Source organism: Leucobacter exalbidus, from assembly GCF_017834145.1.
In the GTDB taxonomy this organism is placed as follows: domain Bacteria; phylum Actinomycetota; class Actinomycetes; order Actinomycetales; family Microbacteriaceae; genus Leucobacter; species Leucobacter exalbidus.
Window position 1 is genome coordinate 146861 of sequence record NZ_JAFIDA010000001.1, and the last position, 23309, is coordinate 170169.

24 protein-coding genes and 1 tRNA gene are annotated in these 23309 nt (G+C 63.1%); 15 read left to right on the forward strand and 10 right to left on the reverse strand.

Annotation, left to right across the window (positions count from 1 at the left end; genetic code table 11):
• Window positions 1-31 precede the first annotated feature (31 nt).
• Both rph and JOF28_RS00710 read left to right on the forward strand, forming a co-directional pair.
• On the forward strand, window positions 32-781 hold the full coding sequence (rph, locus tag JOF28_RS00705; protein WP_209704018.1) for a ribonuclease PH: 750 nt from the start codon (window positions 32-34) through the stop codon (window positions 779-781).
• A 2-nt stretch (window positions 782-783) separates the two neighbouring features.
• Window positions 784-1401 (forward strand): non-canonical purine NTP pyrophosphatase, encoded by a 618-nt coding sequence (locus tag JOF28_RS00710; RefSeq protein ID WP_209704019.1) that lies wholly within the window; start codon window positions 784-786, stop codon window positions 1399-1401.
• A gap of 171 nt (window positions 1402-1572) precedes the next feature.
• Here JOF28_RS00710 and JOF28_RS00715 read toward each other — a convergent pair whose 3' ends face one another.
• Both JOF28_RS00715 and mgtE read right to left on the reverse strand, forming a co-directional pair.
• The gene (locus JOF28_RS00715) at window positions 1573-2166 is read right to left on the reverse strand and encodes a LysE family translocator (RefSeq protein WP_209704020.1); all 594 of its coding nucleotides are present in this window, start codon (window positions 2164-2166) and stop codon (window positions 1573-1575) included.
• Complete coding sequence (gene mgtE / locus JOF28_RS00720) at window positions 2163-3533, reverse strand: magnesium transporter (RefSeq protein ID WP_209704021.1); 1371 nt, start codon at window positions 3531-3533, stop codon at window positions 2163-2165. The genes JOF28_RS00715 and mgtE overlap by 4 nt, the downstream gene beginning before the upstream one ends.
• Before the next feature lie 356 nt (window positions 3534-3889).
• Between mgtE and JOF28_RS00725 the strand changes: the two genes are divergently transcribed.
• Entirely contained in the window at window positions 3890-4465 is a 576-nt protein-coding gene (locus JOF28_RS00725; protein ID WP_209704022.1) for a hypothetical protein, read from the forward strand.
• A 37-nt stretch (window positions 4466-4502) separates the two neighbouring features.
• On the opposite strand, the gene JOF28_RS00730 is transcribed toward JOF28_RS00725, so the two are convergent.
• A complete protein-coding gene (locus tag JOF28_RS00730; RefSeq protein WP_245189812.1) occupies window positions 4503-5483 on the reverse strand; it encodes a sugar-binding transcriptional regulator in 981 nt (326 codons plus the stop codon).
• A 122-nt stretch (window positions 5484-5605) separates the two neighbouring features.
• Here JOF28_RS00730 and JOF28_RS00735 point away from each other — a divergent pair, with 122 nt between their 5' ends.
• The 5 genes from JOF28_RS00735 to JOF28_RS00755 all read left to right on the forward strand — a co-directional run bounded on the left by JOF28_RS00735 (window position 5606) and on the right by JOF28_RS00755 (window position 10865).
• Window positions 5606-7324, forward strand: coding sequence for a glycerol-3-phosphate dehydrogenase/oxidase (locus JOF28_RS00735; RefSeq protein WP_342452036.1), 1719 nt, complete (start codon window positions 5606-5608; stop codon window positions 7322-7324).
• An 11-nt stretch (window positions 7325-7335) separates the two neighbouring features.
• Complete coding sequence (locus tag JOF28_RS00740) at window positions 7336-8088, forward strand: MIP/aquaporin family protein (RefSeq protein ID WP_209704023.1); 753 nt, start codon at window positions 7336-7338, stop codon at window positions 8086-8088.
• A gap of 75 nt (window positions 8089-8163) precedes the next feature.
• Window positions 8164-9675, forward strand: a complete 1512-nt coding sequence (glpK, locus tag JOF28_RS00745) for a glycerol kinase GlpK (protein ID WP_209704024.1) — start codon at window positions 8164-8166, stop codon at window positions 9673-9675.
• 107 nt (window positions 9676-9782) lie between these two features.
• On the forward strand, window positions 9783-10049 hold the full coding sequence (locus tag JOF28_RS00750; protein WP_209704025.1) for a DUF4031 domain-containing protein: 267 nt from the start codon (window positions 9783-9785) through the stop codon (window positions 10047-10049).
• Window positions 10050-10058: 9 nt separating this feature from the next.
• Complete coding sequence (locus tag JOF28_RS00755) at window positions 10059-10865, forward strand: aspartate dehydrogenase domain-containing protein (RefSeq protein ID WP_209704026.1); 807 nt, start codon at window positions 10059-10061, stop codon at window positions 10863-10865.
• Between the two features lie 17 nt (window positions 10866-10882).
• On the opposite strand, the gene JOF28_RS00760 is transcribed toward JOF28_RS00755, so the two are convergent.
• The 5 genes from JOF28_RS00760 to JOF28_RS00780 form a co-directional block, all read right to left on the reverse strand.
• The gene (locus tag JOF28_RS00760; RefSeq protein WP_342452037.1) at window positions 10883-11521 is read right to left on the reverse strand and encodes a TetR family transcriptional regulator; all 639 of its coding nucleotides are present in this window, start codon (window positions 11519-11521) and stop codon (window positions 10883-10885) included.
• A 194-nt stretch (window positions 11522-11715) separates the two neighbouring features.
• Entirely contained in the window at window positions 11716-13221 is a 1506-nt protein-coding gene (locus JOF28_RS00765; protein ID WP_209704027.1) for a hypothetical protein, read from the reverse strand.
• Window positions 13218-13940 carry an ABC transporter ATP-binding protein gene (locus JOF28_RS00770; protein ID WP_245189813.1) on the reverse strand — a complete coding sequence of 241 codons (723 nt, stop codon included), beginning with the start codon at window positions 13938-13940 and terminating at the stop codon, window positions 13218-13220. The genes JOF28_RS00765 and JOF28_RS00770 overlap by 4 nt, the downstream gene beginning before the upstream one ends.
• A 95-nt stretch (window positions 13941-14035) precedes the next feature.
• Window positions 14036-14344, reverse strand: a complete 309-nt coding sequence (locus JOF28_RS00775) for a hypothetical protein (protein ID WP_209704028.1) — start codon at window positions 14342-14344, stop codon at window positions 14036-14038.
• An 86-nt stretch (window positions 14345-14430) separates the two neighbouring features.
• Window positions 14431-15060, reverse strand: coding sequence for a trimeric intracellular cation channel family protein (locus JOF28_RS00780; RefSeq protein ID WP_209704029.1), 630 nt, complete (start codon window positions 15058-15060; stop codon window positions 14431-14433).
• Window positions 15061-15527: 467 nt separating this feature from the next.
• On the opposite strand from JOF28_RS00780, the gene JOF28_RS00785 reads away from it, so the two are divergent.
• The 6 genes from JOF28_RS00785 (at window position 15528) to JOF28_RS00810 (ending at window position 20820) form a co-directional block, all read left to right on the forward strand.
• Entirely contained in the window at window positions 15528-16946 is a 1419-nt protein-coding gene (locus JOF28_RS00785; protein WP_209704030.1) for an HNH endonuclease signature motif containing protein, read from the forward strand.
• Between the two features lie 423 nt (window positions 16947-17369).
• Window positions 17370-17615: a hypothetical protein gene (locus JOF28_RS00790; RefSeq protein ID WP_209704031.1), complete on the forward strand. Its 246-nt coding sequence runs from the start codon at window positions 17370-17372 to the stop codon at window positions 17613-17615.
• 588 nt (window positions 17616-18203) lie between these two features.
• The gene (locus JOF28_RS00795; RefSeq protein WP_245189814.1) at window positions 18204-18467 is read left to right on the forward strand and encodes a hypothetical protein; all 264 of its coding nucleotides are present in this window, start codon (window positions 18204-18206) and stop codon (window positions 18465-18467) included.
• Window positions 18464-18667, forward strand: a complete 204-nt coding sequence (locus JOF28_RS00800; RefSeq protein WP_209704032.1) for a DUF378 domain-containing protein — start codon at window positions 18464-18466, stop codon at window positions 18665-18667. The genes JOF28_RS00795 and JOF28_RS00800 overlap by 4 nt, the downstream gene beginning before the upstream one ends.
• A 270-nt stretch (window positions 18668-18937) precedes the next feature.
• The gene (locus JOF28_RS00805; RefSeq protein WP_209704033.1) at window positions 18938-19456 is read left to right on the forward strand and encodes a TspO/MBR family protein; all 519 of its coding nucleotides are present in this window, start codon (window positions 18938-18940) and stop codon (window positions 19454-19456) included.
• Between the two features lie 281 nt (window positions 19457-19737).
• Window positions 19738-20820, forward strand: coding sequence for an integrase core domain-containing protein (locus tag JOF28_RS00810; RefSeq protein WP_209704034.1), 1083 nt, complete (start codon window positions 19738-19740; stop codon window positions 20818-20820).
• A 53-nt stretch (window positions 20821-20873) separates the two neighbouring features.
• Here JOF28_RS00810 and JOF28_RS00815 read toward each other — a convergent pair.
• Together JOF28_RS00815 and JOF28_RS00820 are read right to left on the reverse strand one after the other, a co-directional pair.
• Window positions 20874-20955, reverse strand: a tRNA-Leu gene (locus JOF28_RS00815).
• Between the two features lie 32 nt (window positions 20956-20987).
• Window positions 20988-21794 carry a TIGR00645 family protein gene (locus tag JOF28_RS00820; protein ID WP_209704035.1) on the reverse strand — a complete coding sequence of 269 codons (807 nt, stop codon included), beginning with the start codon at window positions 21792-21794 and terminating at the stop codon, window positions 20988-20990.
• A gap of 306 nt (window positions 21795-22100) precedes the next feature.
• On the opposite strand from JOF28_RS00820, the gene JOF28_RS00825 reads away from it, so the two are divergent.
• A complete protein-coding gene (locus tag JOF28_RS00825; protein WP_209704036.1) occupies window positions 22101-23126 on the forward strand; it encodes a TerC/Alx family metal homeostasis membrane protein in 1026 nt (341 codons plus the stop codon).
• Window positions 23127-23309 lie beyond the last annotated feature (183 nt).

Here is a 23309-nt window from a genome sequence, read left to right on the forward strand (position 1 = left end):
ATCGTAGACATCACTAACACCGAGGAGACCCATGTCTGAGTTCACCCGCGCCGACGGGCGCACCGTAGGACAGATGCGCCCCGTAACGATCGAACGCGGCTGGAGCGCGCAGGCCGAGGGCAGCGCGCTGATCTCGTTCGGCAACACCCGCGTGCTGTGCACCGCCTCGTTCACGCCCGGCGTGCCCCGCTGGCTCAAGGGCCAGGGCACCGGCTGGGTGACCGCCGAGTACTCGATGCTGCCCCGCTCCACCAACGAGCGCATGCAGCGCGAATCGGTGAAGGGCAAGATCGGTGGCCGCACGCACGAGATCTCACGGCTCATCGGCCGCAGCCTGCGCGCCATCATCGACACGAAGGCGCTGGGCGAAAACACCATCGTCATCGACTGCGACGTGCTGCAGGCAGACGGCGGCACCCGCACCGCATCGATCACGGGCGCCTATGTGGCGCTCGCTGACGCGATCGAGTGGGCACGCGCCGAAGGCCACCTGCCCCGCAAGGCGCAGCCGCTGAAGGATTCGGTTGCGGCCGTGTCGGTGGGCATCGTCGGCAGCACCGCGGTGAGCGATCTCGCGTACATCGAGGATTCGCGTGCCGAAACCGATATGAACGTCGTTGTCACCGGATCGGGTGACTTCGTTGAGGTGCAGGGCACCGCCGAGGGCGTGCCGTTCAAGCGCGCCGAGCTCGACGTGCTGCTCGACCTCGCCCTCGCGAGCACCGCCGAGCTGACGCAGCTGCAGCGCGATGTGCTTGCGGGCGAAACGGCGGGAGCCTAAGCATGCGCCAGGTCGTACTCGCGTCACACAACGCACACAAGCTCGAGGAGCTGCGCCGCATTTTGGGGCCGCAGATTCCCGGCATCGAACTCATCGGTTACGACGGGCCTGAGCCCGTCGAGAACGGGCTGAGCTTCGAAGAGAACGCGCTGATCAAGGCGCGTGCGGCGGCGGCCCACACCGGCCTCCCCGCGATCGCCGACGACTCGGGCATCACCGTGGGCGTGCTTGGCGGCAGCCCCGGGATCTTCTCGGCCCGCTGGGGCGGCCCGGCGCGCAAGGACCAGGCGAACGTCGACCTGCTGCTGTGGCAGCTCACCGACGTCGCTGACGAACACCGTCAGGCCGGTTTCGTGTGCGCCGCGGCCCTCGTGATCCCTGGCGACCCCGAGGTGCTGGGCCAGCCTGCCACTGAGATCTGTGAGCTCGGCGTCTGGGAGGGCACCCTGCTGCGCGAGCGCGCCGGTGAGGGCGGCTTCGGCTACGACCCCATCTTCCAGCCCGCGGGCATGACCCGCTCGGCGGCCGAACTCTCGGCGACTGAGAAGGATCAGTTCTCGCACCGCACGAACGCATTCACCGCGCTGGCGCCCGAGATTCTCTCGCGCCTCGGCGAGTAACGCGTAAAGACTCGAATACGGCGATGGGCCGTGCGCCACTGCGGCGCACGGCCCATCGCCGTTTTATGTGCTGCGATCCCAGCATCGCTGTGCTGTGCCGCACTGAGCCGAGCTGGCCCGCCGCCTACGCGAGCAGCGACCGCACGGCCTCGAAGGTGATGGCCGCGGCGATCACGATGAACAGCAGGCCGGCGACGACGTCGAACCGGGGGCCGCGCGCCCAAACCAGGCCCGAAACTTCGCGCCAGAGGCCGCCACGGCGACCCCCACAAACCAGGCGAGACCCGAGACCACCATCGCGACGATGATGGCGAGCTGGGTGCCGAAACTGGCGTGCGGCGGCAAAAACTGGCTGAGCAGCGCGGTAAAAAAGATCAGCGCCTTCGGGTTCGCGAGGTTCGTGGTGAGCCCGAGCCAGAAGGGACGTGCGGCGCGAGAGGGGGCGAGATCGGGGGATCCGGATCGTGCCGCGCGAAGCTGCGCCAGCCCGCCCCGCAAGCTCATGACACCGAGGTAGGCGAGCACGATTGAGCCCGCGATCTGAATCACGGGCAGAATGGCGGGCACCGCCGCCAGCAGCACGCCCATGCCGAGCACGGATGCCACGACCCACACCAGGTTGCCGGCCATGATGCCGCATGCGGCGAGCACGGCCGCGCGGCGCTCGCGCACCGCCAGCCGCAGCAGCAAGAACACATCGGGGCCGGGCATCGCCACGGCGGCGATCCACGCGATCGCGAGCCCGCCCCAGGCCGCGCCGGTCACAGGCCGAGCACCGCGCGCGCGATCATGAAGTAAATGATCAAGCCGGTGGCGTCAACGAACGTTGAGATGAACGGGTTCGAGAACACGGCGGGATCGACCTTCACCGCGCGAGCGAGCAGCGGCATGCCGCCGCCCACGACCGCTGCGACGGTGCAGATGGCGAGCAGTGTGAGGCCGATCACCGCGCCGATCTGTAGCGAGTAGGCGATCGAGGCGATGCCGAAGCCCAGCGCCCCGAGCATTAGGCCGAGGGTGGCGCCCGTGCGCAGTTCGCGGGTGAGCACCCGCATCAGATCTTTGGGGCGCACGTCACCGAGCGCGAGGGCGCGGGTGACGGTGGTGGCGGCCTGGTTGCCGGTGTTGCCGCCGGTGCCGATCAGTAGCGGCACAAACAGCGCGAGCACGGTGACCTGCTCGAGGGTGGCCTCGAACACCTCCAGCACCTGCACGGTGAGCGTCGCGCCGATCGCGAGCACCAGCAGCCACACCACGCGTGACTTCACGAGCGAGAACACGGGGGTTGACAGGTAGGGGCGGCGTAGCGGCTCGGTGCCGCCCTGGCGGGCCGCATCCTCGCTTTCCTCGTGCTCGAGGATGCGCACGGCGTCATCGATCGTGAGCATGCCCACGAGGCGCTGTTCGCTATCGACAATGGGCATCGCGAGCAGCGTGAGGTCGGTGACGCGGCGGGCCGCGATCTCGGCCTCCTCGACGGCCTCGGCCGAATGCGGGTCGCTCATCAGCGTTGAGATCAGGGCGTCGCTGTCGGCCCCCAGCAGCTCGCGCAGGCTGGTGATGCCCACGAGCCTGCGGGCGTCGTTGAGCACGGGGATCGTGTACACCGTTTCGGCGTCAGCAAGACCCGCACGCACCCGCTCGAGGGTCTCGGCCACCGTGTAGCTCTTGCGGGTCGACACGTACTCGGGGGTCATGCGTCGGCCGACGCTGCCCTGCGGGTATCCCAGCAGGGCAGCCGTGCTGGCGCGCTCGGCCTCGGGGAGGCCGCGCAGCAGCCGGGTCGCGAGCGCCGCGGGCACCTCGTCGACGAGCCAGGCCCGGTCATCGGGGTCGAGCTCGGCAAAGATGCGGGTGACCTCGGCGTCTTGCAGCCCGTGCAGCAGATCACTCTGCAGCGTGGGGTCGAGCAGCTCAAACACCTCAAGGGCGCGCGCCTTCGTCAACAGGCGGTAGAGCACCGCCCGCTCTTTCGACGACACCCGCTCGAACGCGAGCACCACATCGGGCACGGGCAACTGGCCGAGCTGCTCGGTGAGCGCGGGCAGATCGCGGGCACTCAAATGGCGTTCGACCAGCTCGATCGTGTCATCGATGGGCGTGGGGATGGGCTGGGGCTGCGTGTGATTCATGAGGCACCGCTTCGGTGGGGCCAGCCATGCGTGCTGGCAAATGGGTCACGCGGAACTTCCCGCATGAATTTCTCAAGAATGCCGAGCCCCTAAGGCTCGCCCAAACGCGCTGTGATTACTAGCGTGTCAGGGCTGAAGGGGGAGTGGGACCCGGCTGGAAACTGCAACTATCGCTGGGCACGATCTCACCTCGCTTCAATAGGCCTGACACGGCGGCACACGCCGCTACAGCAACGACGCTACCAGGGGCCGCTGACATGCACCAAATGCGTAGGAGGGTTCGCACAGGCTGCGCGGGGCATAGATTACGCGTGTGTGCAATGATGGCTGAATATTCGTGAGGGATGGAGCAGAAAATGGCCGCACCAGCTGTGCCCGAGGGTGGCCAAATTCCCATTCGTCCCCAAGCCCCGTCCCCGCGCACCACCGATGTGCCGATGGCATTCACCGGCCCCGAATACGGGCGCGGAATGCTGTGGACGCTGCTGATCTTTAACGTCGGGTTTCCCGTGTCGATGTTGTTGTGGGGCTTGCTCGACATGCTGCTATCGGATGGACTATCTGCGGCAGTCGCCACCGATTACGGATCGATGGGGGTGTCGATGATCGCCATGGTGATGATCTGCGCACCGATCTCGGCCGGAGTGGCCGTGACCTACGGGGGAGCCGCGGCTTACGGGCTTGGCAGGCTACTGCAACGTGACGGGCGGCGCTGGCTACACCGCATCGCATTTGCCGCGCTTGGAACGCTCACGGGCGCCATGACAACCTGGCTCTTCGGGCTCACCGCGAACATGCACTGGACAGATTTTGCGGCCATGCTGCCTGCGATACTCATGACCGCGGTGAGCGTGTGGGCGGGGTGGGAGATCACGAGCCGCAAGGCGCTGCGCAGTGATGCGCGCGAGCGCGAGGCGGCAGCGAGGCTGTGATCCGGCAGCGAGGCTATGATCCGGATCAAAAGCCCCGTTAGCGGCCGCGCCCCGTATGCCAGGCGTACACCGCGCGGGCCAGCACCTCGTCGACGACGAGCTCGGTGATGAGGCCGGCGGCGAGGGCGCCGCGCAGGCTGTCGCGTTTGGACGAGCTCGATACGACGCACAGGCGGTGCGGAATCTCGCGGATGGCATCGAGCGAGGGGCCGCTCGAGCGCTCGTTGAGGTCGATGCCGTCGTCGCTGCCGTCTGCGCGATAGAACACGGTCGCGCAGTCGCCCACGATGCCGTAGTTTTTCACCTTGGCGCGGTCGGCCCGGTCGAGGTAACCGCCCGAGTAGACGTGCGAGGGGAGTTCGGCGCGGGGGGATCCGAGGCCGAACATGAAGACCCCGGCGCGTGCCTGCTGCTCGAGCACCGCGTGCACGCTGCGCTCACGCCACATGGCCTGTTTCGTTGCGGGGTCATCAAAGAGCGCGGGCACTGGGAATTCGTGCACGGCCATCTGAAAGGCCGTGGCAAAGCGGCCCAAAAGCTCGCCGGCGTAGGCGACGCCCGTGGTGCGCAGGTTGACTGCGCCGTTCATCTGCACGATGTGTGAATCGTGGGTGGGCTTCGCCTGTAGGTGGCTCGCGACGGCCGAGAGGGTCGAGCCCCAGGCCACCCCGATCGTGAGCTGCGACTGCACCGCCTGCGTGAGCACCGCCGCGGCCGTGTGGGCCGTGCGATCGAGCCGTTCGAGCTTAGTGGCCCGCGACGGCGCCCGCACCACGTGCGCGGTGACGCCAAAGGTGTTGGCGAACCAGGCCTCGAGTTCGTTCTGGGCGGCCTCGGGGGAATGGATCGTGATCTCGACGAGCCCGCTCTCGCGCGCGAAGGTTAATAGCCGGGAAACAGAGGAGCGCGACACCTTGAGTTCTTGTGCGATCGCCTCCATAGTGAGGTCTTGGTGGTAGTAGAGCCGTGAGGCCCACAGGGCCTGTTCGGCGCGTGACGTGCGTGACTGCGGTGACAATTTGGCTCCAAACGGGTGCAGACACGGTGTTTCTGCACATATGTTCAACTAGTTTGCACCCATGACCACATCGGGGACAAGCTGGGTGAGTAAAAGGGTCAGTAAACAATCAAGGGGAAACCGTGTCGCAAGAACAGCTTTCGAGCGCCGCAGGCCGCATTGCCGGTCTCACGGGCCGACCGAACGCGCGTGTGCTCGTCGTCGGTGGCGGTATTAATGGCATCGCAACCTTCCGCGATCTCGCACTGCAGGGTGTCGACGTGACACTCGTTGAACGCGGTGACTTCGTATCGGGCGCTTCGTCTGCTTCGAGCCACATGGTGCACGGTGGCATTCGCTACCTCGAGAACGGTGAATTCCGTCTCGTGAAGGAGTCGGTCACCGAGCGCAACGGACTGCTGCGCATCGCGCCGCACTACGTGAAGCCCCTTGAGACCACGATCCCGATCTACAAGACGTTCTCGGGTATCCTCTCGGCACCGTTCCGCCTGCTCGTGACCCACGGTCGCGGCAAGCCCAACGAGCGCGGCGCCTTCCTCATCAAAATCGGCCTGATGATGTACGACACCTTCTCACGCGACGGCGGCCAGGTGCCCAAGCACCGCTTCCTCGGTAAGAAGCGTGCGCTCGCCGAGCTGCCCGACATTAACCCGGGCCTGAAGTACACGGCAACGTACTACGACGCGTCGATGCACGACCCCGAGCGCCTCGCGCTCGACGTACTGTTCGACGGCCTGGCCGCTGGCAGCCACGCACGCGCGTTCAACTACGTCTCAGCCGTCGGCAACGCCGAAGGTGGAGCACATCTGCGCGACGAAGTGACCGGCGAAGAGTTTGACTTTGCAGCTGACCTCATCGTCAACACGAGTGGCCCCTGGACCGACCTCACTAACGAGGCTCTCGGCGACAGCACCCACTACATGGGCGGCACCAAGGGCTCGCACGTCGTGCTCGACCACCCCGAGCTGCTCGCCGCCACCCGTGGCCGCGAAATCTTCTTCGAGCACTCAGACGGCCGCATCGTGCTGATCTACCCGCTCAAGGACCGCGTACTCGTGGGCACCACCGACATCAACGCAGACCCGCGCGAAGCGACCGTCTGCACCGATGATGAGGTGGAGTACTTCTTCGATCTCGTGAAGCACGTCTTCCCCAAGATCGAGATCAAGCCCTCTGACATCGTCTACTCGTTCTCGGGCATTCGCCCGCTGCCGACACACGACGACACGGCCCCCGGTTTTGTGTCACGCGACTACCGAATCGTCGATGGCAAGGCGGGCGCCACGCCCACCCTCAGCCTCGTCGGTGGAAAGTGGACCACTTTCCGCGCCCTCGCTGAGCACCTTTCCACCGAGGTCATGGACCGCATCGGCGGCAAGCGCACGGTCGATACGACCCACCTCGCCATCGGCGGCGGTCGCGACTTCCCGACCACCGACGATGCACGGCGCCTGTGGGTAACCTCCAACGCCGATGGTCGCGATACCGCCCTCGTTGAAAGTTTCCTCACACGGTATGGCACTCGTGCGGTTCAGGTGCTAGACGCTCTGTCCGAGCAGCCGACCGAACTTCGACACGCCCGAGGCTATTACGCCGAGGAAATTGCACACCTGACGCGCACCGAGCAGATCGTGCACCTTGACGATCTTTTGAAGCGCCGTACTTCACTGGCATTCTGCGGCCACATGACCGTCGAATTGTTTGAGGAATTGGCTTCCATTCTCGCCGCCGAGCTCGGCTGGACCGAGGAAGAGCGCGCGGCTGAGATCGCACGTGCTACTCACATTCTCGTTGACGCACACCGCATCGAACTTGGAAAGACGGGGCTTACCTCCATATAGGGTAAGTCTCCATGGAAACCGTAAACCTAGGTCTATATTTCACTTCTGAGTTCGTGGGCACCGCGTTGCTCGCACTCTTCGGCTGTGGTGTAGTCGCCAACGTTGCCCTGGCAAAAACCAAGGGCAACGCTGGCGGTTTCGCCATGGTCACCTGGGGCTGGGGCTTCGCCGTCTTCATCGGCGTGCTTGCCTCGGCCTACTCGGGTGGCATTCTCAACCCGGCAGTAGCCCTCGGTCTGCTCATCAGCGGTGGCATCACCGGCACCATGTTCGCAATCGCAGTTGTCGCCGAGGTTCTCGGCGCAATTGTGGGCGCGATCTTGTGCTGGGTGACCTACCGCAAACACTTCGATGAGGAGCCCGATGCTGGCGCCAAGCTTGGCGTTTTTGCAACCGGCCCTGCAATCCGTTCATACGGCGCAAACCTCACCACCGAGATCATCGGTACGTTCACCCTCGTGTTCATCGTCTTCGCATTTGCTGACTACGGCGACATTCAGGTGGGTGTGCCCGGCGGCCTCGGCCCGCTGACCGCTCTGCCCGTTGCCTTCCTCGTGGTCGGTATCGGTATGTCGCTCGGCGGCCCCACCGGCTACGCCATTAACCCTGCTCGTGACCTCGGCCCCCGTATCGCTCACGCCATTCTGCCCATCAAGGGCAAGGGTGCAAGCGACTGGGGCTACGCCTGGGTTCCGGTTGTTGGCCCGCTCGTCGGCGGCGCCCTTGCAGCATTTGCTGCGCCGGTACTGTTGGGTCTCGTTTAACACGTCTACGCTGAGGACACACCTCTGCGCATCATTCACAAATTCCACTGACTTTCACTTTGAAGGAGCAGCATCGTGGCTGAATACATTATTTCCATCGATCAGGGCACGACATCGTCGCGTGCCATGATCTTCGATCGCGGCGGCAACATCATCTCCGTCGGTCAGAAAGAGCATGAGCAGATCATGCCCCAGGCAGGTTGGGTCGAGCACGACGCCACCGAGATCTGGCAGAACGTACAAGAGGTCATTGGTATCGCGTTGGGGCGTGCCGACCTCACCCGCCACGACATCGAGTCGATTGGCATCACCAACCAGCGCGAGACCGCTGTGGTGTGGGATCGCCGTACCGGCAAGCCCGTATACAACGCCATCGTGTGGCAGGACACCCGCACGCAAGACATCGTTGACCGCCTCGCGGCCGACGGTGGCGTCGACCGGTTCAAGGGTATCGTTGGCCTGCCGCTCGCTACCTACTTCTCGGGCACCAAGATCGCTTGGATCCTCGAGAACGTTGACGGCGTTCGCGCAGACGCAGAGGCCGGCCACCTGCTGTTCGGTACGACCGACAGCTGGGTGCTGTGGAACCTCACCGGCGGTGTTGAGGGCGGCGTGCACGTCACCGACGTCACCAACGCATCGCGCACCCTGTTCATGGATCTCGAGACGCTGACCTGGCGCGACGACATCCTCGACATCTTCAACGTGCCGCGCTCGATGATGCCCGAGATTCGCTCATCATCTGAGATCTACGGCTACGCCGAAGACTCCTCGCTGCTGCGTGAGACGCCCATTTCGGGCATCCTGGGCGACCAGCAGGCGGCCACGTTCGGCCAGGCGGCATTCCGCCAGGGCGAAAGCAAGAACACCTACGGCACCGGCTGCTTCTTGATCTTCAACACCGGCGAAGAGATCGTTCACTCCAAGAACGGCCTGCTCACCACCGTTGGCTTCAAGCTCGGCGACGAGCCCGCGCACTACGCACTCGAGGGCTCGATTGCCGTCACCGGTTCACTGATTCAGTGGTTGCGTGACCAGCTCGGCATCATCGAGAGCGCTCCCGCTGTTGAAGAGCTCGCCAGCTCGGTAGAAGACAACGGCGGCGTGTACTTCGTGCCCGCGTTCTCGGGTCTGTTTGCACCGTACTGGCGCCCCGACGCTCGCGGCGCCATTGTGGGCCTGACGCGCTACGTCAACAAGGGCCACATCGCCCGCGCCGCGCTTGAGGCTGTTGCCTTCCAGACGCGCGACGTGCTCGACGCCGTGAACGCTGACGCTGGCGTTGAGCTCACCGAGCTCAAGGTCGACGGCGGCATGGTGGCCAACCAGGCCCTCATGCAGTTCCAGGCTGACGTGCTGGGCGTGCCCGTGGTACGGCCGGTTGTTGCCGAGACCACCGCGCTGGGTGCTGCGTACGCAGCCGGCCTCGCGGTTGGTTTCTGGAAGAACCTCGACGACCTGCGCGCCAACTGGCAGGAGCAGCAGCGCTGGGAGCCCGCCATGACGACCGAGACCCGCGAGCGCAAGCTGCGCCAGTGGCACAAGGCCGTTTCGAAGTCGATGGACTGGGTAGACGAAGACGTATAACCCGTCACCGCCTGCGCGGTAACACGATCGCCGCTGCGGCCCGCAATTCGGGGCGCAGCGGCGATCTGCGTATAACAAAGCTGTCTATATAAGTAGGGACCCCGCTCATGACCGTGCTGATCGATGCCGCACAGTGGCCCGCCCACGGCCGGTTGTGGGCGCACCTCGTCAGCGACTTGTCACTCGAGGAGCTGCACACCTTCGCCCGCGCCAACGGCATTCCCGACCGCGGATTCGACCTCGACCACTACGACGTGCCCGATGACATGCACGTGCGGCTCGTGGCGGCGGGGGCGACCCCGGTGACCGGCCGCGAACTGGTGCGCCGCCTCATCGCCTCGGGCCTGCGCATTCCCGCGCGCGATCGTGTCTAAGGTGGAAGCATGAGTGCTGATGTGATCACCCGCGTCACCGTGTTGGGCTACGGCGCGATCGGGTCGGCGGTCGCCGACGAACTTGCGGCCGGTGGGGTGCCCGGCGCCCAGCTGATGGGGGTGGTGATGCGGGATCCGGATCGCGCGATCGCCAGCCCGCACCGCGTGCTCAGCCTCGATGCGGCCATCGCTCACAGTGACCTGATTGTGGAGTGCGCGACGGGCGCAGCGTTGCGCGCCGCTGGCCCGAAGATCATTGCGGCCGGGGTATCGTTGCTGCCCGCGTCGCTGGGGGCGCTGGCCGATGCATCGCTGCGTTACACCCTGCTGCGCGACGGGCCGGGGCGCTGCTATCTCACCGCCGGGGCCATTGGCGGGCTCGACCTGCTGGGGGCGGCCGCACGCTCGGGCGGTCTGACGCACGTGTCGCTGACGTCCACCAAACTGGCCCGTACCCTGGTGCAGCCGTGGATGACGGCGGCCGAGGGTGAGCAGCTGCGCACCACGCAGACTCCCATCGAACTGTTTGACGGTACCGTGCACGAAGCGATCAGCCGGTTTCCGGCCTCACTGAACGTGGGCGTTGCCCTCGCCGCCGCCACTGACATGTGGGATGCGGTGCGGGTGCGGTTGGTGGCTGATCCGGGGGCGCAATTGACCCATCATCGCATTCAGGCCACTGGCACCGCCGGAGATTACGACTTCTCGATCACCAATAAGCCGCTCGCGCAGACGCCCACGTCGAGCGGGGTGGTGCCGGCGGCGTTGCTGCGGGGCATCGCGCACATCGCGCGCCCCACGGCCGTCTTCGTGTAGCGGCGGGGCGTGCCCGGCTATTCGAGCTCGGGCAGCAGCCCTGCGTAGCGGGTCAGCACCTCGTCGGCGTGCGCCTCAACATCGGGGATGCCCGCGGCCGCCAGCGACATTCTGAGAAACCGCAGCGGTCTGGTTTCGGGCGGATTATTGCGCGCGTAGCGACTGAACAGCGACCTGCCGAGGCTCGTTAGCAGCAGCATTTCAGCGGCATCGAGCGGTGAGATATGCGGGTCGAGTTTGTGCTGGGCATCGCACACCTCGAAGGCATCTTGGCTGAGCCGCAGCCACTCTTGAATGAGTAGCTCAGAACCCATAATCGGCGACGACTTATCGCCAAAGAGTGACATGCCGGCGGCGTGCTGTAGCGACTGTGTGCGCCAGTGAGTCATCAGCATGAAGTAGAGCAGCAGGCGGTGGGATCCGCTGTCGGGGTACTCGGCGCGCGAGAAGGCATCGGCCTGGCTCGTGGCCGCGCGCGAGACGGCGAGGAAGTAGGTGGCGAAGTCTTCTTTGGTGCGAAAGTGGTAGGTCAGGGCGCCCTTGGTGAGGCCCAAACGCTTGGCAATGGCCGACAGCGATGCGCCGGCGTAGCTGCGAGCGATGAACTCGTGCGCGGCTGCGTCGGCAATCATTGACTTCGTTGCGGCGGCAGCCACGGTTCCCCCATCTGAATAACGACTTGATGTGCAGAGCGTCGCGAACGGGCGCTCTGAATCGCCAAGCCTATATGAACGCTAGTCATTTCGTGGAGATATTGCTAGGGGCAAAGGTGGGCCGGTGCTGTGGGGCGTGTGCGCGCTGCTGCTTCGCGCTGGTGCCTCGCGCTGCTGCGGTGAGCTGACGCCGTGCATTAGCGCCGCGAGCGCCAGCGCGCCGCGATGAGGGCGGCCACGGCCGCGCCCACGACGGCGGCGATGAGCGGTGCCTGCGGGAGTAACGCCGCAGCCCACCCGCTCACCAGCACAAGGGCCAGATCGAATCCGACCCAGATCACCCACGTCACGATACTGAGATCGCCCACGGGGCTACCGATGGGCGTGAGCAGCAACGGCGGCAAATGCCCGCGCAGCGAGGTGGCCACCCGCACACCGAGCACAGCTCCGCAAAGAAACACCGCGCTCGCTAGTGAATATAGGGGAGAGGCGCTGCCCGCAACAGTACCCACCACGCTGCCCACCACAGGGCACAGTGTCGCGGTCGTGATGAGCGTGCCAACTAGCGTGACCAATGGAAACAGTGCGTGGTACGCGATGAGCCTGGCATCACTCACCCCAAACAGCGGCATGTCAGACACGGCATCGGCCGCATAGATGAGCCCCTGCGCCAGTACCCGAGACGCTGCGTAGAGCAGCAGGGCCGCGGTCATCGGCATCACCCACGCGGGCATGCCGAGGATGACCGGGGCGGCGAGCAGCGCCCCGGCGGTGGCCGTGGCGGTGAGCGCCATCAGTAGCCGGCCCGGGGTGCGCATGGCCCCCACGGCATCGCGCACGAAGAACACCCAGGTGAGGTGGGTGCTGAGGCGCACCGCCCGCATATGACGCCCCAAACGAGGGTTACGTTGATAGAGCGTGCTGACCGCCGGCAGATCAAACGAGTAAATCAGGGCGGTGGCGGTGGCCCACTGTGCCGATTGATGGGCAAGGTCGTGCAGCGTCAGGCGATTGAGTAGGGCGGGGAGGATCGCATACAACAGCAGGGCGCATGCGGCCATGCTGATCACGACGACGGGTGCAGACCAGCCATTCACCGCGATGGCCGCGGTGCCTGGGAATGCCGTGCTGAGTACCACGCCGCCCAGCAGACCAAGGGCCACGAATGGCACCGCCACCGGGAATGCCTGCCCGCCCAGCCACACGAGCGGCAGGCTCAATCCGGCACATAAAGCTCCGCTCACCAGCCACGCGACGCCTGCAAGTGTGATGGCGCCGTGGCCCAGCAGCATGGCTCCGAGGCACAGGGCGAGACCCGCGCCCGTGGCGCCAGCGATGATCGAGGTGGCGATGATCCGGCGTCGAAATATGGTCATTTTGCTGTGTGGGCTCGTACCCCATGCGTGGACCAGAAAGGGAGGGAGAAAGGCGGGCCCGCGTATGCGCCCGAGCAGCAGCGCCCCCGTGCACAGCAGCGCGAGCATCGAAGCGGCGGCGAGATACGCGTCAGGGGCGACACCTGCCGTGATTAGTGCGACGCCGGCGGGGCTTGAAGCGCCCAGCCACAGGGCGCGAGCCAGCGGGACGACGCAGATGACGGTGAGTAAGACGGCAGCGTAGACGGTGTGGGCCCGGTCTCCGGCGGACACCGGGCGGCGGGCACGCCAGATCTTGCGGGCGGCGGCAAGCTCGTGGCGGTTCATGCTGCGGCCTCGAGTGTGAGTGAGTGATCTGCGAGCTGCCGGGTCAATCGCTCACTGTGCGTGGCGACCACAATCGCGGCGCCTTGGGCGCGGCGAGCCAGTAACGCCTGGGCAATCATGTCAACGCGGCCGGGGTCTAACCGCTGCTCGGGTTCATCGAGCAGCAACAGCCGCGACGGCCGCACCAGCACGAAGGCGAGCGCGAACAGTTGCGTCTGGCCCGAGGACAGTTCGTGGGGGTATCGGGTGGCGAGCGCCGTGAGCTTTAACTCGGCAAGCACCTGCTCGGCGGCCAGCTGGGCCCGCCGCGGTTCGGGGTGCCAGGTGGCCGAGATTAGCGCCACGTGGTCAAAGACCGTGAGGTCTGATGCCATCGGTGGCAGCCCGATGAGCGCAGCCACTCGGCGACGAAACGCGGCATCGCGTTCGCTGGGGCTCTCACCGCACACCTGCACGGTTCCCGAGGTGGGGATGGTGTGCCCCGCCAACAGTTTCAGCAGCGTGGTTTTGCCGGCGCCATTTTCGCCGCGCACCGCCATGATCTGCCCGGCATGAACCTGGCACGAAACCGGCGCTAGTAGAGGGGTCTGATCGGCGGTGACGCTCGCCTGCCTCAGCTCAGCAACGGCGGTGGTGGGGGTATTCAGGGGCGGCGGCGCAGGTGATTCGCCTGGCCGGCGAAAGAGCGGTAGCCGACGTGCGCGGTGTTTGGCATGCAAAATGAACTCAATTCTCGCGAGTGCTGACGGAACAGTACGTGCCCGAAGAGACAGTGCGAGAACAGGGTTAGAACATTACAGACGCCACCGGTCGCTTATCTGAGGGCACACCGGTGCGTCGTGGGCGCGCGAGGCTGCGCACTCCCAGCGGTGACGGGGGCGCTCAGCGTGAATCGTGGCGGCTGTGACACCGGCCGCGCATGCGGCAATGTGCCTGCGATGCCATCGGTGATGACGCGCAAGACGCGCTGCGTGAGCGCGGCCACTAGCGGTGCGGCCGACAGCAGCACTAGTGCTAGGAGAGTGAGGGCAGCAGGAAGCGGAATGCCCGGCTCAAAGGGGATCACTCCGACGCTCAGCATCAGCGCGACGAAGCGCACGTATGCCCATGATTTCTTCTGCATACGTGCGCTCCTCTCTGAAATAGCTTGCTGCGCTGGTGGGTTACAGGCTAGCAAACGACGGTACTGTCGCCGCGGGGTTGGGCGGCTTAAGCGGTGACCTTGCGAGGCTTCGGCAGGTTCCATCCGCGTGCGTGCGAGGTGAGCCTGAGCGCAATCGCGAGAATACCGCCGATGATTGACGCAATCAGCATGTCGCCGGTGAGGCGGGTGATCACGGTTGCGACGCTCGCTCCCAAGATGGCAGACACGGCGTACATATCGCGGGTGAGCACGCCAGGAACATCATTGATTAGCATGTCTCGAATTACGCCACCGCCGATCGATACGATCGTGCCGACGAAAATACAGGTCATGATGTCGAAGCCTGCTTCTGTGGCGATTGCGGCGCCGTATGCCGAAAAGATGCCGAGCCCGAACCCGTCGAAGACCAGCTCAAAGCGACGAATCTTGGTGAGGCTGGGGTGAATGAAGAACACGACGAACGAGCCCACCAGTGCCGTCGTCCAGTACGGCCACACCATGAACGAAACTGGCGGGTGGACTCCGAGAATCACGTCGCGAATAATACCGCCGCCGATGCCGGTGGCGACACCGACTACAAGCACGCCCAGAATATCGAGGTTGTGTCGCACACCGACGAGAGCGCCAGAAATGGCGAACGCCAAAATGCCGGCGATCCACATTGCCTCAAAGATTGAGGTCGCAAGTTCAGTCATGGCATTAAGCGTAGAAGAAAACTAGGGGTGCTCATGACCACGGCGCGGAATTCGTGTGCTGAACTGCCTATGATCTCGGGGTGAGCCCATGGTAATTCTTCCAGTGAGTCGGCATTCGAACACTGTAGCAAGAAGGGAGAGGGTCAGCGGGGGCGACCATTGGGTCAACGCCCGTGTGCGTTGGCGAAACGTTGAAAACGGTTGCGGGTGGTCGGTCGAGCGGTCGAACGAACGAACGAACGAACGAACGGGCGGTCGTCATGGGGCTTCGTGGTGGCTCGCGCCATGTTTGCTCGAGTGGTTCTGCTTTGAGTCCGCAAATCACGAGATGTTCACTGGGATACGCCCCTTTCAGATGCGTAGCGGATATCTGAATTTCTGAGTGCCTGCCGCACTTATTCCGTGTAATCTTGCGGTAGAACGCCCCATCGAAGTGCTTTGTCGGTGGTCCCTGAGACAATGTTTACATGAAGTTCTCACTGCTGGAACCACCGACGGAGTTGCTCGCTGCACTCGATAACGTCGTGTCTGGAATCCAGGCAGTGCGGGCGCAAATCAGTTCCCTACAGGCGGCTGAAGCACTTCTCCTGCAGGCGGGGTCAACGATTGCGGAGGGGATCGCGCAGTGCATTCCCCACGGGGTGCAGTCGGGTCGTTCGCTCGCGAAGAGCCAAGCGATGGCTTACCGCATGGTCCACACCGATATCGGGGCGGCGGTACACGAATCGGATCGTACGGTGGCCGCGAAAATGGAACGCGCGACTGACCTCATCACTGACTACCCGGGAACGTATCGGGCGTTGGCGGCGGGCCGGGTATCTGAAGGTCATGTGCGCGCGATCGTGGACGCGGGCGTCATCATTACTGATGCGAAGCGTCGTGAGAAGTATGAGCGGGAAGCGTTGCAGTTGGCGGAGGCGGAGACGGTGGGGCGGGTGCGCCCGCTCGTGAAGGAACTTGCTGAGCGGTGTGCTGAGGTGACGATTGATGAGCGTCACGAGCGGGCGTGTGCGGGCCGTAACGTGATGGTGATTGATCGGGAAGACGGGATGGCTGATCTGATCGCGCATCTCCCCGCGGCTCTCGCGCATGGCATTAAAGACCGGGTCGATCAGCTCTCGCACCACATCATCGCGCACCGAAACACCGAAACCTTCGGCGACCAGGCGGGCCAGGGTGGTGCTGGGGGAGAAGCCGCGGCACCCGAGGACGGTGTGAGCGAATCCGGGGAGACAAGATCTCCCGAGATTGTGGATACCCGCACCACGGATCAGCTGCGTGCCGATCTGTTGTGTGACATGTTGTTGGTGAGTGATCCCTTGAAGACGATGACGACGGGCACCCCGATGGGTGGTATCACGGCGCGGGTGCAGGTGATCGTGCCGATCACCCGACTGACGGGAACCACCGCAGGGACAGGAACTGCGACAGGAACTGCGACAGGAACCGCGACCGGGACCACGACCGCGACCGAAGAAGCGGCGGGAAGCAGTAGGGGTCACCCGGCTTCGCTTGCGGGTTACGGTCCCATTGATACTGATACCGCGAAAGACCTGGCCTGCGCGACCAGCAGCTGGGAGCAGGTGAAGGTGGATGCCGAGACGGGCACCATCATCACCGTGGATACCTACCGGCCCTCGGCGGAGTTGCGAAGGTTTCTGGGGGCGAGGGATCAGCATTGCAGGTTCTTTGGGTGTCGTATGCCGTTACGAAAATGCGACATCGACCACACCATTGACGCGGCCCTGGGCGGGGCAACGAGCAGTGACAATTTGGGCCACATCTGTCGCCGACACCACACCCTCAAACACGCCACTCCCGTGGGAAGTTATCCAAGACAAGAATGGTGTGTATACGTGGACGAGTCCCACCGGGCGGAAATATGAAGACATACCCGAGAGCGCGGTGAGATTCAGACCAGATCCCCCGGGTGAGGGGACGGATGGGCCCGAAGCCCCGGACGGGCCGCCCCCTGATCAACCACCTGGAGCAGAGCAACCACTCTCAACAGAAGCAACTGAAACAACAGGCGTGACTGAGCGGCCCCGGGCAGAGCGGGTCTCAGCGGAATCTGTGTGGGGGCCAGGCTGGGACAAGCCTTTCGTGCCGCGCACCTCGGCAAAGAACACAGGGAGCGACTCCTCCGAGAGTGACTCAACAGAGAGTCGCTCCACCCCGAGCGACTCCATCAAGAATCGCTCTACCGAGAACGAACGCACTGATTCCCCTCCAGATTGGTGCGATGACGAACCCTTCTAGGGCAGGTGGAGTGGCAGGGGTAAGAGACAGGTGACGGCTAGGCTTCAGCCATGGATAATTACCTTCCGATGAGTGGTTTCTGGTTCACGCTCGCATTGGTCAACGCCGGCCTTGCGGAGCAAAAGGATCGGTCTCGGTGGAGCTGGTTCCTCATCAGTCTGCTCGTCGGGCCGCTCGCGACCTTGATGATTGTCGCGTGGGATCGCCCTGATCCAGACCGAGAACGCCTCGTACTCAACCTTCCGTGGACCCGATTGGATCGCAAAGAAGCGGATTCGCAGTCCCGCACGGAGTGAGGGGAGTAATCGGTCCACGCCGTAGGTAGTTTCGGCGGACCGCTCTGGGCATGATGAGTAGCCTATTCGCGGAGAGGAATGCGAGAGTGTCGCGCTCATCCTCGGTTTCCGCCGGGCTGTTCCACTCAATGAGCTCGGATGCGAGCTCCACAGAGCTCCGTACCTGCCCGATGTTGAGACACTCAGGCCACATCGCGAGGTGGAAGTCTGGCTTCTGCCATGAGTAGATCCGTGCAAGCTTGAGAGCGTCATCGACGCAGCGGGAGGTGACGGCGATTCGCCCCACCTCGGCCACTAAATCCTCGTACTCACGCATGATCTAACCCTAATTGCTACTTCGAGCGATATGGATTCGGTGCGGGGGAATGGTCTTGTGTTGGGACGCAGTCATGGGCGTCCCTTCTCGGATGAACGTAAGCTTCGGTGCTCGAGAAAGCACCCAAAATTCGTCATTTTCGTTTCGAGTACTCACAATTTCTTCCTTCCAGTTTTGTGCCGGGTTATCAAAACCCAACAGAATTCAGATAGCCCATTGCCTGCCCACAAATCAGCCCGCACACTGGTGAACCCAAGGCAAAAGGAGGAACCATGAACATGAAGAAAGAAGTAAAGAAAGCAGCCGCAGCGACCGCATGGAACCCAATGCGCCAGCTCAACAAATGGGGAGTGCGCAGTAACCACGCCTACACCGCCGGATTGATATCTGTCGGAATCTCATTCACTTCTTGGATGATCTCCCGCGGCAAAAACGATTCGAAAGCACAGTCAGACCGGTGGGGGCTCTTCATCGGAGAATGGGCACCCACTTTCTTCGCTCTCGGCGTCGGTCTCAAAATGGAGGAAGAATCGTGAACGCACTTTTCATCATCACGAAACTCCTCCTCATCGTGGGCGGACTGAACTGGGGTCTCGTGGGGGCCTTCCAGTTCAACCTCGTCGACGCAATATTTGGTGAGGGATCTGTCGGATCCAACGTTGTCTACATCGTGGTGGGAATTGCTGCGATCATCACCATTTTTGACCTGTTCCGATCTCGGACTGTCGCCGAGTAAGGCTCAGTGAGGTCCGTCGGCATGTACGCTTGGCGGGCCTCACTGCCTCCGGGGAAAGGCGTGTTCCCTGCTTGTGTTACGACACACAGTCCAAACGATAGGCATCGGTTTCCTGCGGGTACGTTTACCTCTCACCGTTGTCGATCATTTTGTAGATGTTCGCGAGTGGTTCCTTCGTTGAATCAGTCACCGCTGTTCCCTTCGCCCAGCGGCCCCTTCGGGGCCACTCGAATTTGCCGAACTAGCAAACCCAACTCAGGAGGTAGCCAAATGAACACTCGCCCACCAGCAGCCCGCCAGATCGTTATCGGTGTCGTGCTGCTTGTAGTTGTCGCGATGATCGCGTTCCTCGGGTCACTCGCTTCCATGCCTCACACCGACGGCTGGTATGCAGTCGCGGCGAAGGTGGATTGGAGCCCACCGAACTCCGTATTCGGGCCAGCCTGGTCGATCCTGTATTTCTTGATCGCCGTCGCTGGCTGGATGATTTGGCGCAACGGATGGCGTGAAAACCAGCCCAATGCCGCACAGAAAACCCTCACGATCTACACCGTGCAGCTCGCCCTCAACGCGATCTGGACACCCATCTTCTTCGCCGGATATCCACTCATTGGGGAACCGGCATGGTGGATCGCACTCGTCGTGATCATCGCGCTCATCTTGTGCGTGATTTGGCTTGCAGTGTCGGCATGGAAATGGTCGAAGCCCGCATCACTGCTCATGATCCCGTACGTGCTGTGGCTGGTCTTCGCGAGCAGCCTCAACGCAGGTGTCATTGCTTTGAACTAGAGCCTTCTGCGTTTCGGTACCTCAACGCAGGTGTTTATCCACGCCATGATCCTGAACGACAGCCCCACAAAAGCGGCATCGCCAGGGGATAGGCAAACGAGAGCTGGTTCTCGCCCCGAGCGCAGAAAGGCCCCGACTTTCCTTCTAAACAAAGGGAAGTCGGGGCCTAACATTTAGTACGCGAGATGGTGTGTGGTTTCAGGACATAGTGGACGCCTGTCCCCAGACATCGTGGACACACCCCCTTGCCCATCCGCGCATGTCTCAGGACATAGTGGACAGTGCACCGCAACCCACTCCTCATCCTCGCTATCACTGTGCAAGGCCTCAGCTACCGCGACGCCGCCTTCGCTCCCCAATCCCGAGCACCACATACCTCCCCGCACCAGACCGCCCCTGAGATACGCGACCGTATTCTCGCGCTTCGCGAGTCCCTCACCGTTGAGGGCAGCGATGCCGGCGCCGACACGATCTGCGCCTATCTCGCCCGAGAAGACATTGTTGTTTCGCGCACCACGGTCTGGCGTGTGCTGCAGCGCGCGCACCACATCACCCCGCAACCCCAGAAACGACCACGGTCATCATGGAAGAGATTCGAAGCCTCGCAACCCAACGAGATGTGGCAGTCTGACTTCACGCACTGGCAACTCACTAGCGGCCAGGAAGTCGAGATTGTGGGCTGGCTTGATGACCATGCCCGGTTCCTCACGCACCTCACCGTCCATCACCGGGTGACCGGCAAAATCGTGGTCGAGACATTCACCACGGCGGCACAAACACACGGGTTTCCCGCGTCAACATTGACCGATAACGGGATGGTCTACACCGCCAGGCTGGCGCGCGGGGGACGTCAGGCCGGCCTCAACGCGTTCGAAACGTTACTCAGAATCGAGGGCATTACCCAGAAGAACGGACGCCCGTATAAGCCGACCACGCAAGGCAAGATCGAACGGTTCTGGCAGACACTCAAAAAGTATTTGGCTCAGCACCCCGCCGACACGATCGCTGATCTGCAAAACGTTTTGGACCAGTTTCGTGAGTTCTATAACGAACAGCGGCCACACCGGGCACTGGGGCGCAAAACGCCGGCGTTTGCGTATGCGTTGATCCCGAAAGCCAGCCCCGCGAAACCATCATCGCCAGCGTTATGGCAAGTGAGGTACGACATTGTCGATGCCAACGGGAGTATCACGCTCCGATATGCCGGCAAGCTACGCCACCTGGGCATCGGGAGAGGGTATGCCCGCACGGAAGTGATTTGTCTCGTGAACGGCGACCACGCGACCGTGATCACGCATACCGGGGAAGTCTTGGGCGAATACACGATCGATACCCAAAAGAACTACCAAAAGAAAAACACCTGAACCCACGTTTCCGTGGGTTCAGGTGTCCATGATGTCCTGAGACATCACAATAGTACGCGAGATGGGACTTGAACCCACACGTCCGAAGACACTGGATCCTAAATCCAGCGCGTCTGCCAATTCCGCCACTCGCGCGAACGGCCAGCCAAAGCTGACCGAGAACCAGCTTAGCGGTTCTTTTGCTCAGGCACTATTTCTGCGCCCTCGGGGAGTCGTGTACCCGCCGGCATGCGCACCGTGACGTATCCGTCATCAGTAACAGCAGGGGAGGCGTGGGCAGGCGTGGCGACGGGGGCATCAGCCTGTGCCGACGGACTGCTCAGCAGCTCAGCCTCGATCGACGACGCGGTGAACTGCTCGCCGGGGTGAGACGGGCCGTGATGGCTCATCTTGTCGATCAGCGCCAGCGCAATTGCCGAAACAATGAACGCGAGGTGGATCATGACCTCCCAGAACACACCCTCTGCCGAATAGAGGATCTTGCCGTCGGCACCAATCACGAGCCCGTTCTCATCCATGCGGCCGACCTCGATGAAGGTCTTCAGCAGGTGGATCGACGAGATCGAGATGATCGACACGGCGAGCTTGATCTTCAGCAGGTTGGTATTGACGTGCGAGAGCCACTCGGGCTCGTCGTGGTGACCCTGCACGCGAATCTTCGACACGAAGGTTTCGTAGCCGCCAATGATCACCATGATCAAAAGGTTCGCGATCATGACGATGTCAATGAGGGCGAGCACACTCAGCATTACGTCTGTTTCGTCGATGTGGCCTGAGAGGATGACGTTCTCAACGAGGTGCCAAAGCTCAACAAAGAACAGCACTACATACACAGCCTGCGCAATGATCAGGCCGAGGTACAGCGGAGCCTGCAACCAGCGGCTCGCAAAAACAAAGCCTGCAAGCGTGCGCGAAGCGATTCCCGGCCCACGCTCTGCGCTGCGCGTGATCGGGGCTTGATGGGTGCGGTTCACTCGGTCTCCCAATGAGGTCAATCTGTCGATGGTCAAAACTGAGCTTCATCGTACCGGTCGCCGCGCCCAAAATTCTGATTGCCCGCGCGGCTTCAGCGCCCCGGCGTATACTAATCGACGCGAAGGGGAGTATCCCATCTTCGCCCGTGTCGTCAATACGTAGCGCGCCGACCGCGCTGCCGGTGCGGGCGCGACGCAATTCGGCATCACTGCCGCGGGCCTCAGGGCTCGCGAATGATCCGGATCCGTGTCGGGGAGAGACTTTCGGTACTTGGCGCACCCGCCCACCGAAAGAAAGTGATCCTCGTGACATCTGTTTTACCGATTGGGTTTGAAATCGGATCGATGGTGGTGCTCGTTGGCATCCTGTTAGTCGACCTGCTGCTGATCGTGCGCAAGCCCCACGCGCCGTCGATGCGCGAAGCGAGCCTGTGGGTCGGGTTCTACGTGGCGCTCGCCCTGGCGTTCGCAGGCTGCATCTTCCTGCTCGGCGATGTGCAGCACGGCACCGAGTTCTTGGCCGGCTGGCTCACCGAGTACAGCCTGTCGATTGACAACCTGTTTGTCTTCGTGCTGATTCTGGCCGCGTTTAAGGTTCCGACGGCGTACCAGCAGCGCGCTCTGATGGTGGGCATCGTGCTCGCCCTGATCTTCCGTGGCGTCTTTATCTTGCTCGGTGCCGCGCTCATCGAGCGCTTCATCTGGATCTTTTTCATCTTTGGTGCGTGGCTGATCTGGACTGCCTGGCAGCAGGTCAAGCCGGGCGGCGAAGAAACCGCCGGCGACAGCTGGCTGATTCGCCAGGTCAAGAAGGTTATGCCCATCACCGACGACTACGACGGCGGCAAGATGCGCACCATGGTCGACGGCAAGCGCATGTGGACCCCCTTCATTCTGGTGTTCGTGTCTCTCGGCACCACCGACCTCCTGTTCGCGCTCGACTCGATCCCCGCGATCTTCGGCATCACGCAGAGCCCGTTCATCGTCTTTACCGCGAACGTGTTCGCCCTGATGGGTCTGCGTCAGCTCTACTTCTTGCTCGGCGGCCTGCTTGAACGCCTCGAATACCTGAAGTACGGCATCGCCTTCATCCTCGCGTTCATTGGCGTGAAGCTGGTCTTCCACGCCCTCCACGAAAACGAACTGCCGTTCATCAACGGCGGCGAGCACGTCACCTGGGTGCCCGATATCAGCACCATCACGTCGCTGCTCGTGATCCTCGGCGCAATGACCATTGCTACCGTGGCCAGCCTCATCAAGGCGAACCGCGAGGCAAAGGCGAAGGGCGAGCACCTGCACCTGGGCGCAGCAGAAATGCACGAAGACGCGTAACCCTGCGCGTGCTTGAGCTTGGCCCCGTCGCCCGGTGTTAGACTCGTCAAATGCGATCGTGGCGAGTGCTTCTTCACCGCCGCGACGGGGCTTAACCCATTTGGTCACCCGTCGCGGAGTTCAATTATGGCCGAACTTACCGCGCAGGGACCGAATAATTTCGCGCAGCGCAGCGTTAGAGAA

Bases quoted from the DNA above. Each gene is read 5' to 3' on its own strand.
- JOF28_RS00780 (WP_209704029.1), bottom strand. From the start codon at position 15,060: ATGACTGAACTTGCGACCTCAATCTTTGAGGCAATGTGGATCGCCGGC.
- JOF28_RS00790 (WP_209704031.1), top strand. From the start codon at position 17,370: ATGGATAATTACCTTCCGATGAGTGGTTTCTGGTTCACGCTCGCATTG.
- JOF28_RS00725 (WP_209704022.1), top strand. From the start codon at position 3,890: ATGGCCGCACCAGCTGTGCCCGAGGGTGGCCAAATTCCCATTCGTCCC.
- JOF28_RS00795 (WP_245189814.1), top strand. From the start codon at position 18,204: ATGAACATGAAGAAAGAAGTAAAGAAAGCAGCCGCAGCGACCGCATGG.
- JOF28_RS00755 (WP_209704026.1), top strand. From the start codon at position 10,059: ATGAGTGCTGATGTGATCACCCGCGTCACCGTGTTGGGCTACGGCGCG.
- JOF28_RS00805 (WP_209704033.1), top strand. From the start codon at position 18,938: ATGAACACTCGCCCACCAGCAGCCCGCCAGATCGTTATCGGTGTCGTG.
- mgtE (WP_209704021.1), bottom strand. From the start codon at position 3,533: ATGAATCACACGCAGCCCCAGCCCATCCCCACGCCCATCGATGACACG.
- rph (WP_209704018.1), top strand. From the start codon at position 32: ATGTCTGAGTTCACCCGCGCCGACGGGCGCACCGTAGGACAGATGCGC.
- JOF28_RS00740 (WP_209704023.1), top strand. From the start codon at position 7,336: ATGGAAACCGTAAACCTAGGTCTATATTTCACTTCTGAGTTCGTGGGC.
- JOF28_RS00775 (WP_209704028.1), bottom strand. From the start codon at position 14,344: ATGCAGAAGAAATCATGGGCATACGTGCGCTTCGTCGCGCTGATGCTG.
- JOF28_RS00785 (WP_209704030.1), top strand. From the start codon at position 15,528: ATGAAGTTCTCACTGCTGGAACCACCGACGGAGTTGCTCGCTGCACTC.
- JOF28_RS00710 (WP_209704019.1), top strand. From the start codon at position 784: ATGCGCCAGGTCGTACTCGCGTCACACAACGCACACAAGCTCGAGGAG.
- JOF28_RS00765 (WP_209704027.1), bottom strand. From the start codon at position 13,221: ATGAACCGCCACGAGCTTGCCGCCGCCCGCAAGATCTGGCGTGCCCGC.
- JOF28_RS00750 (WP_209704025.1), top strand. From the start codon at position 9,783: ATGACCGTGCTGATCGATGCCGCACAGTGGCCCGCCCACGGCCGGTTG.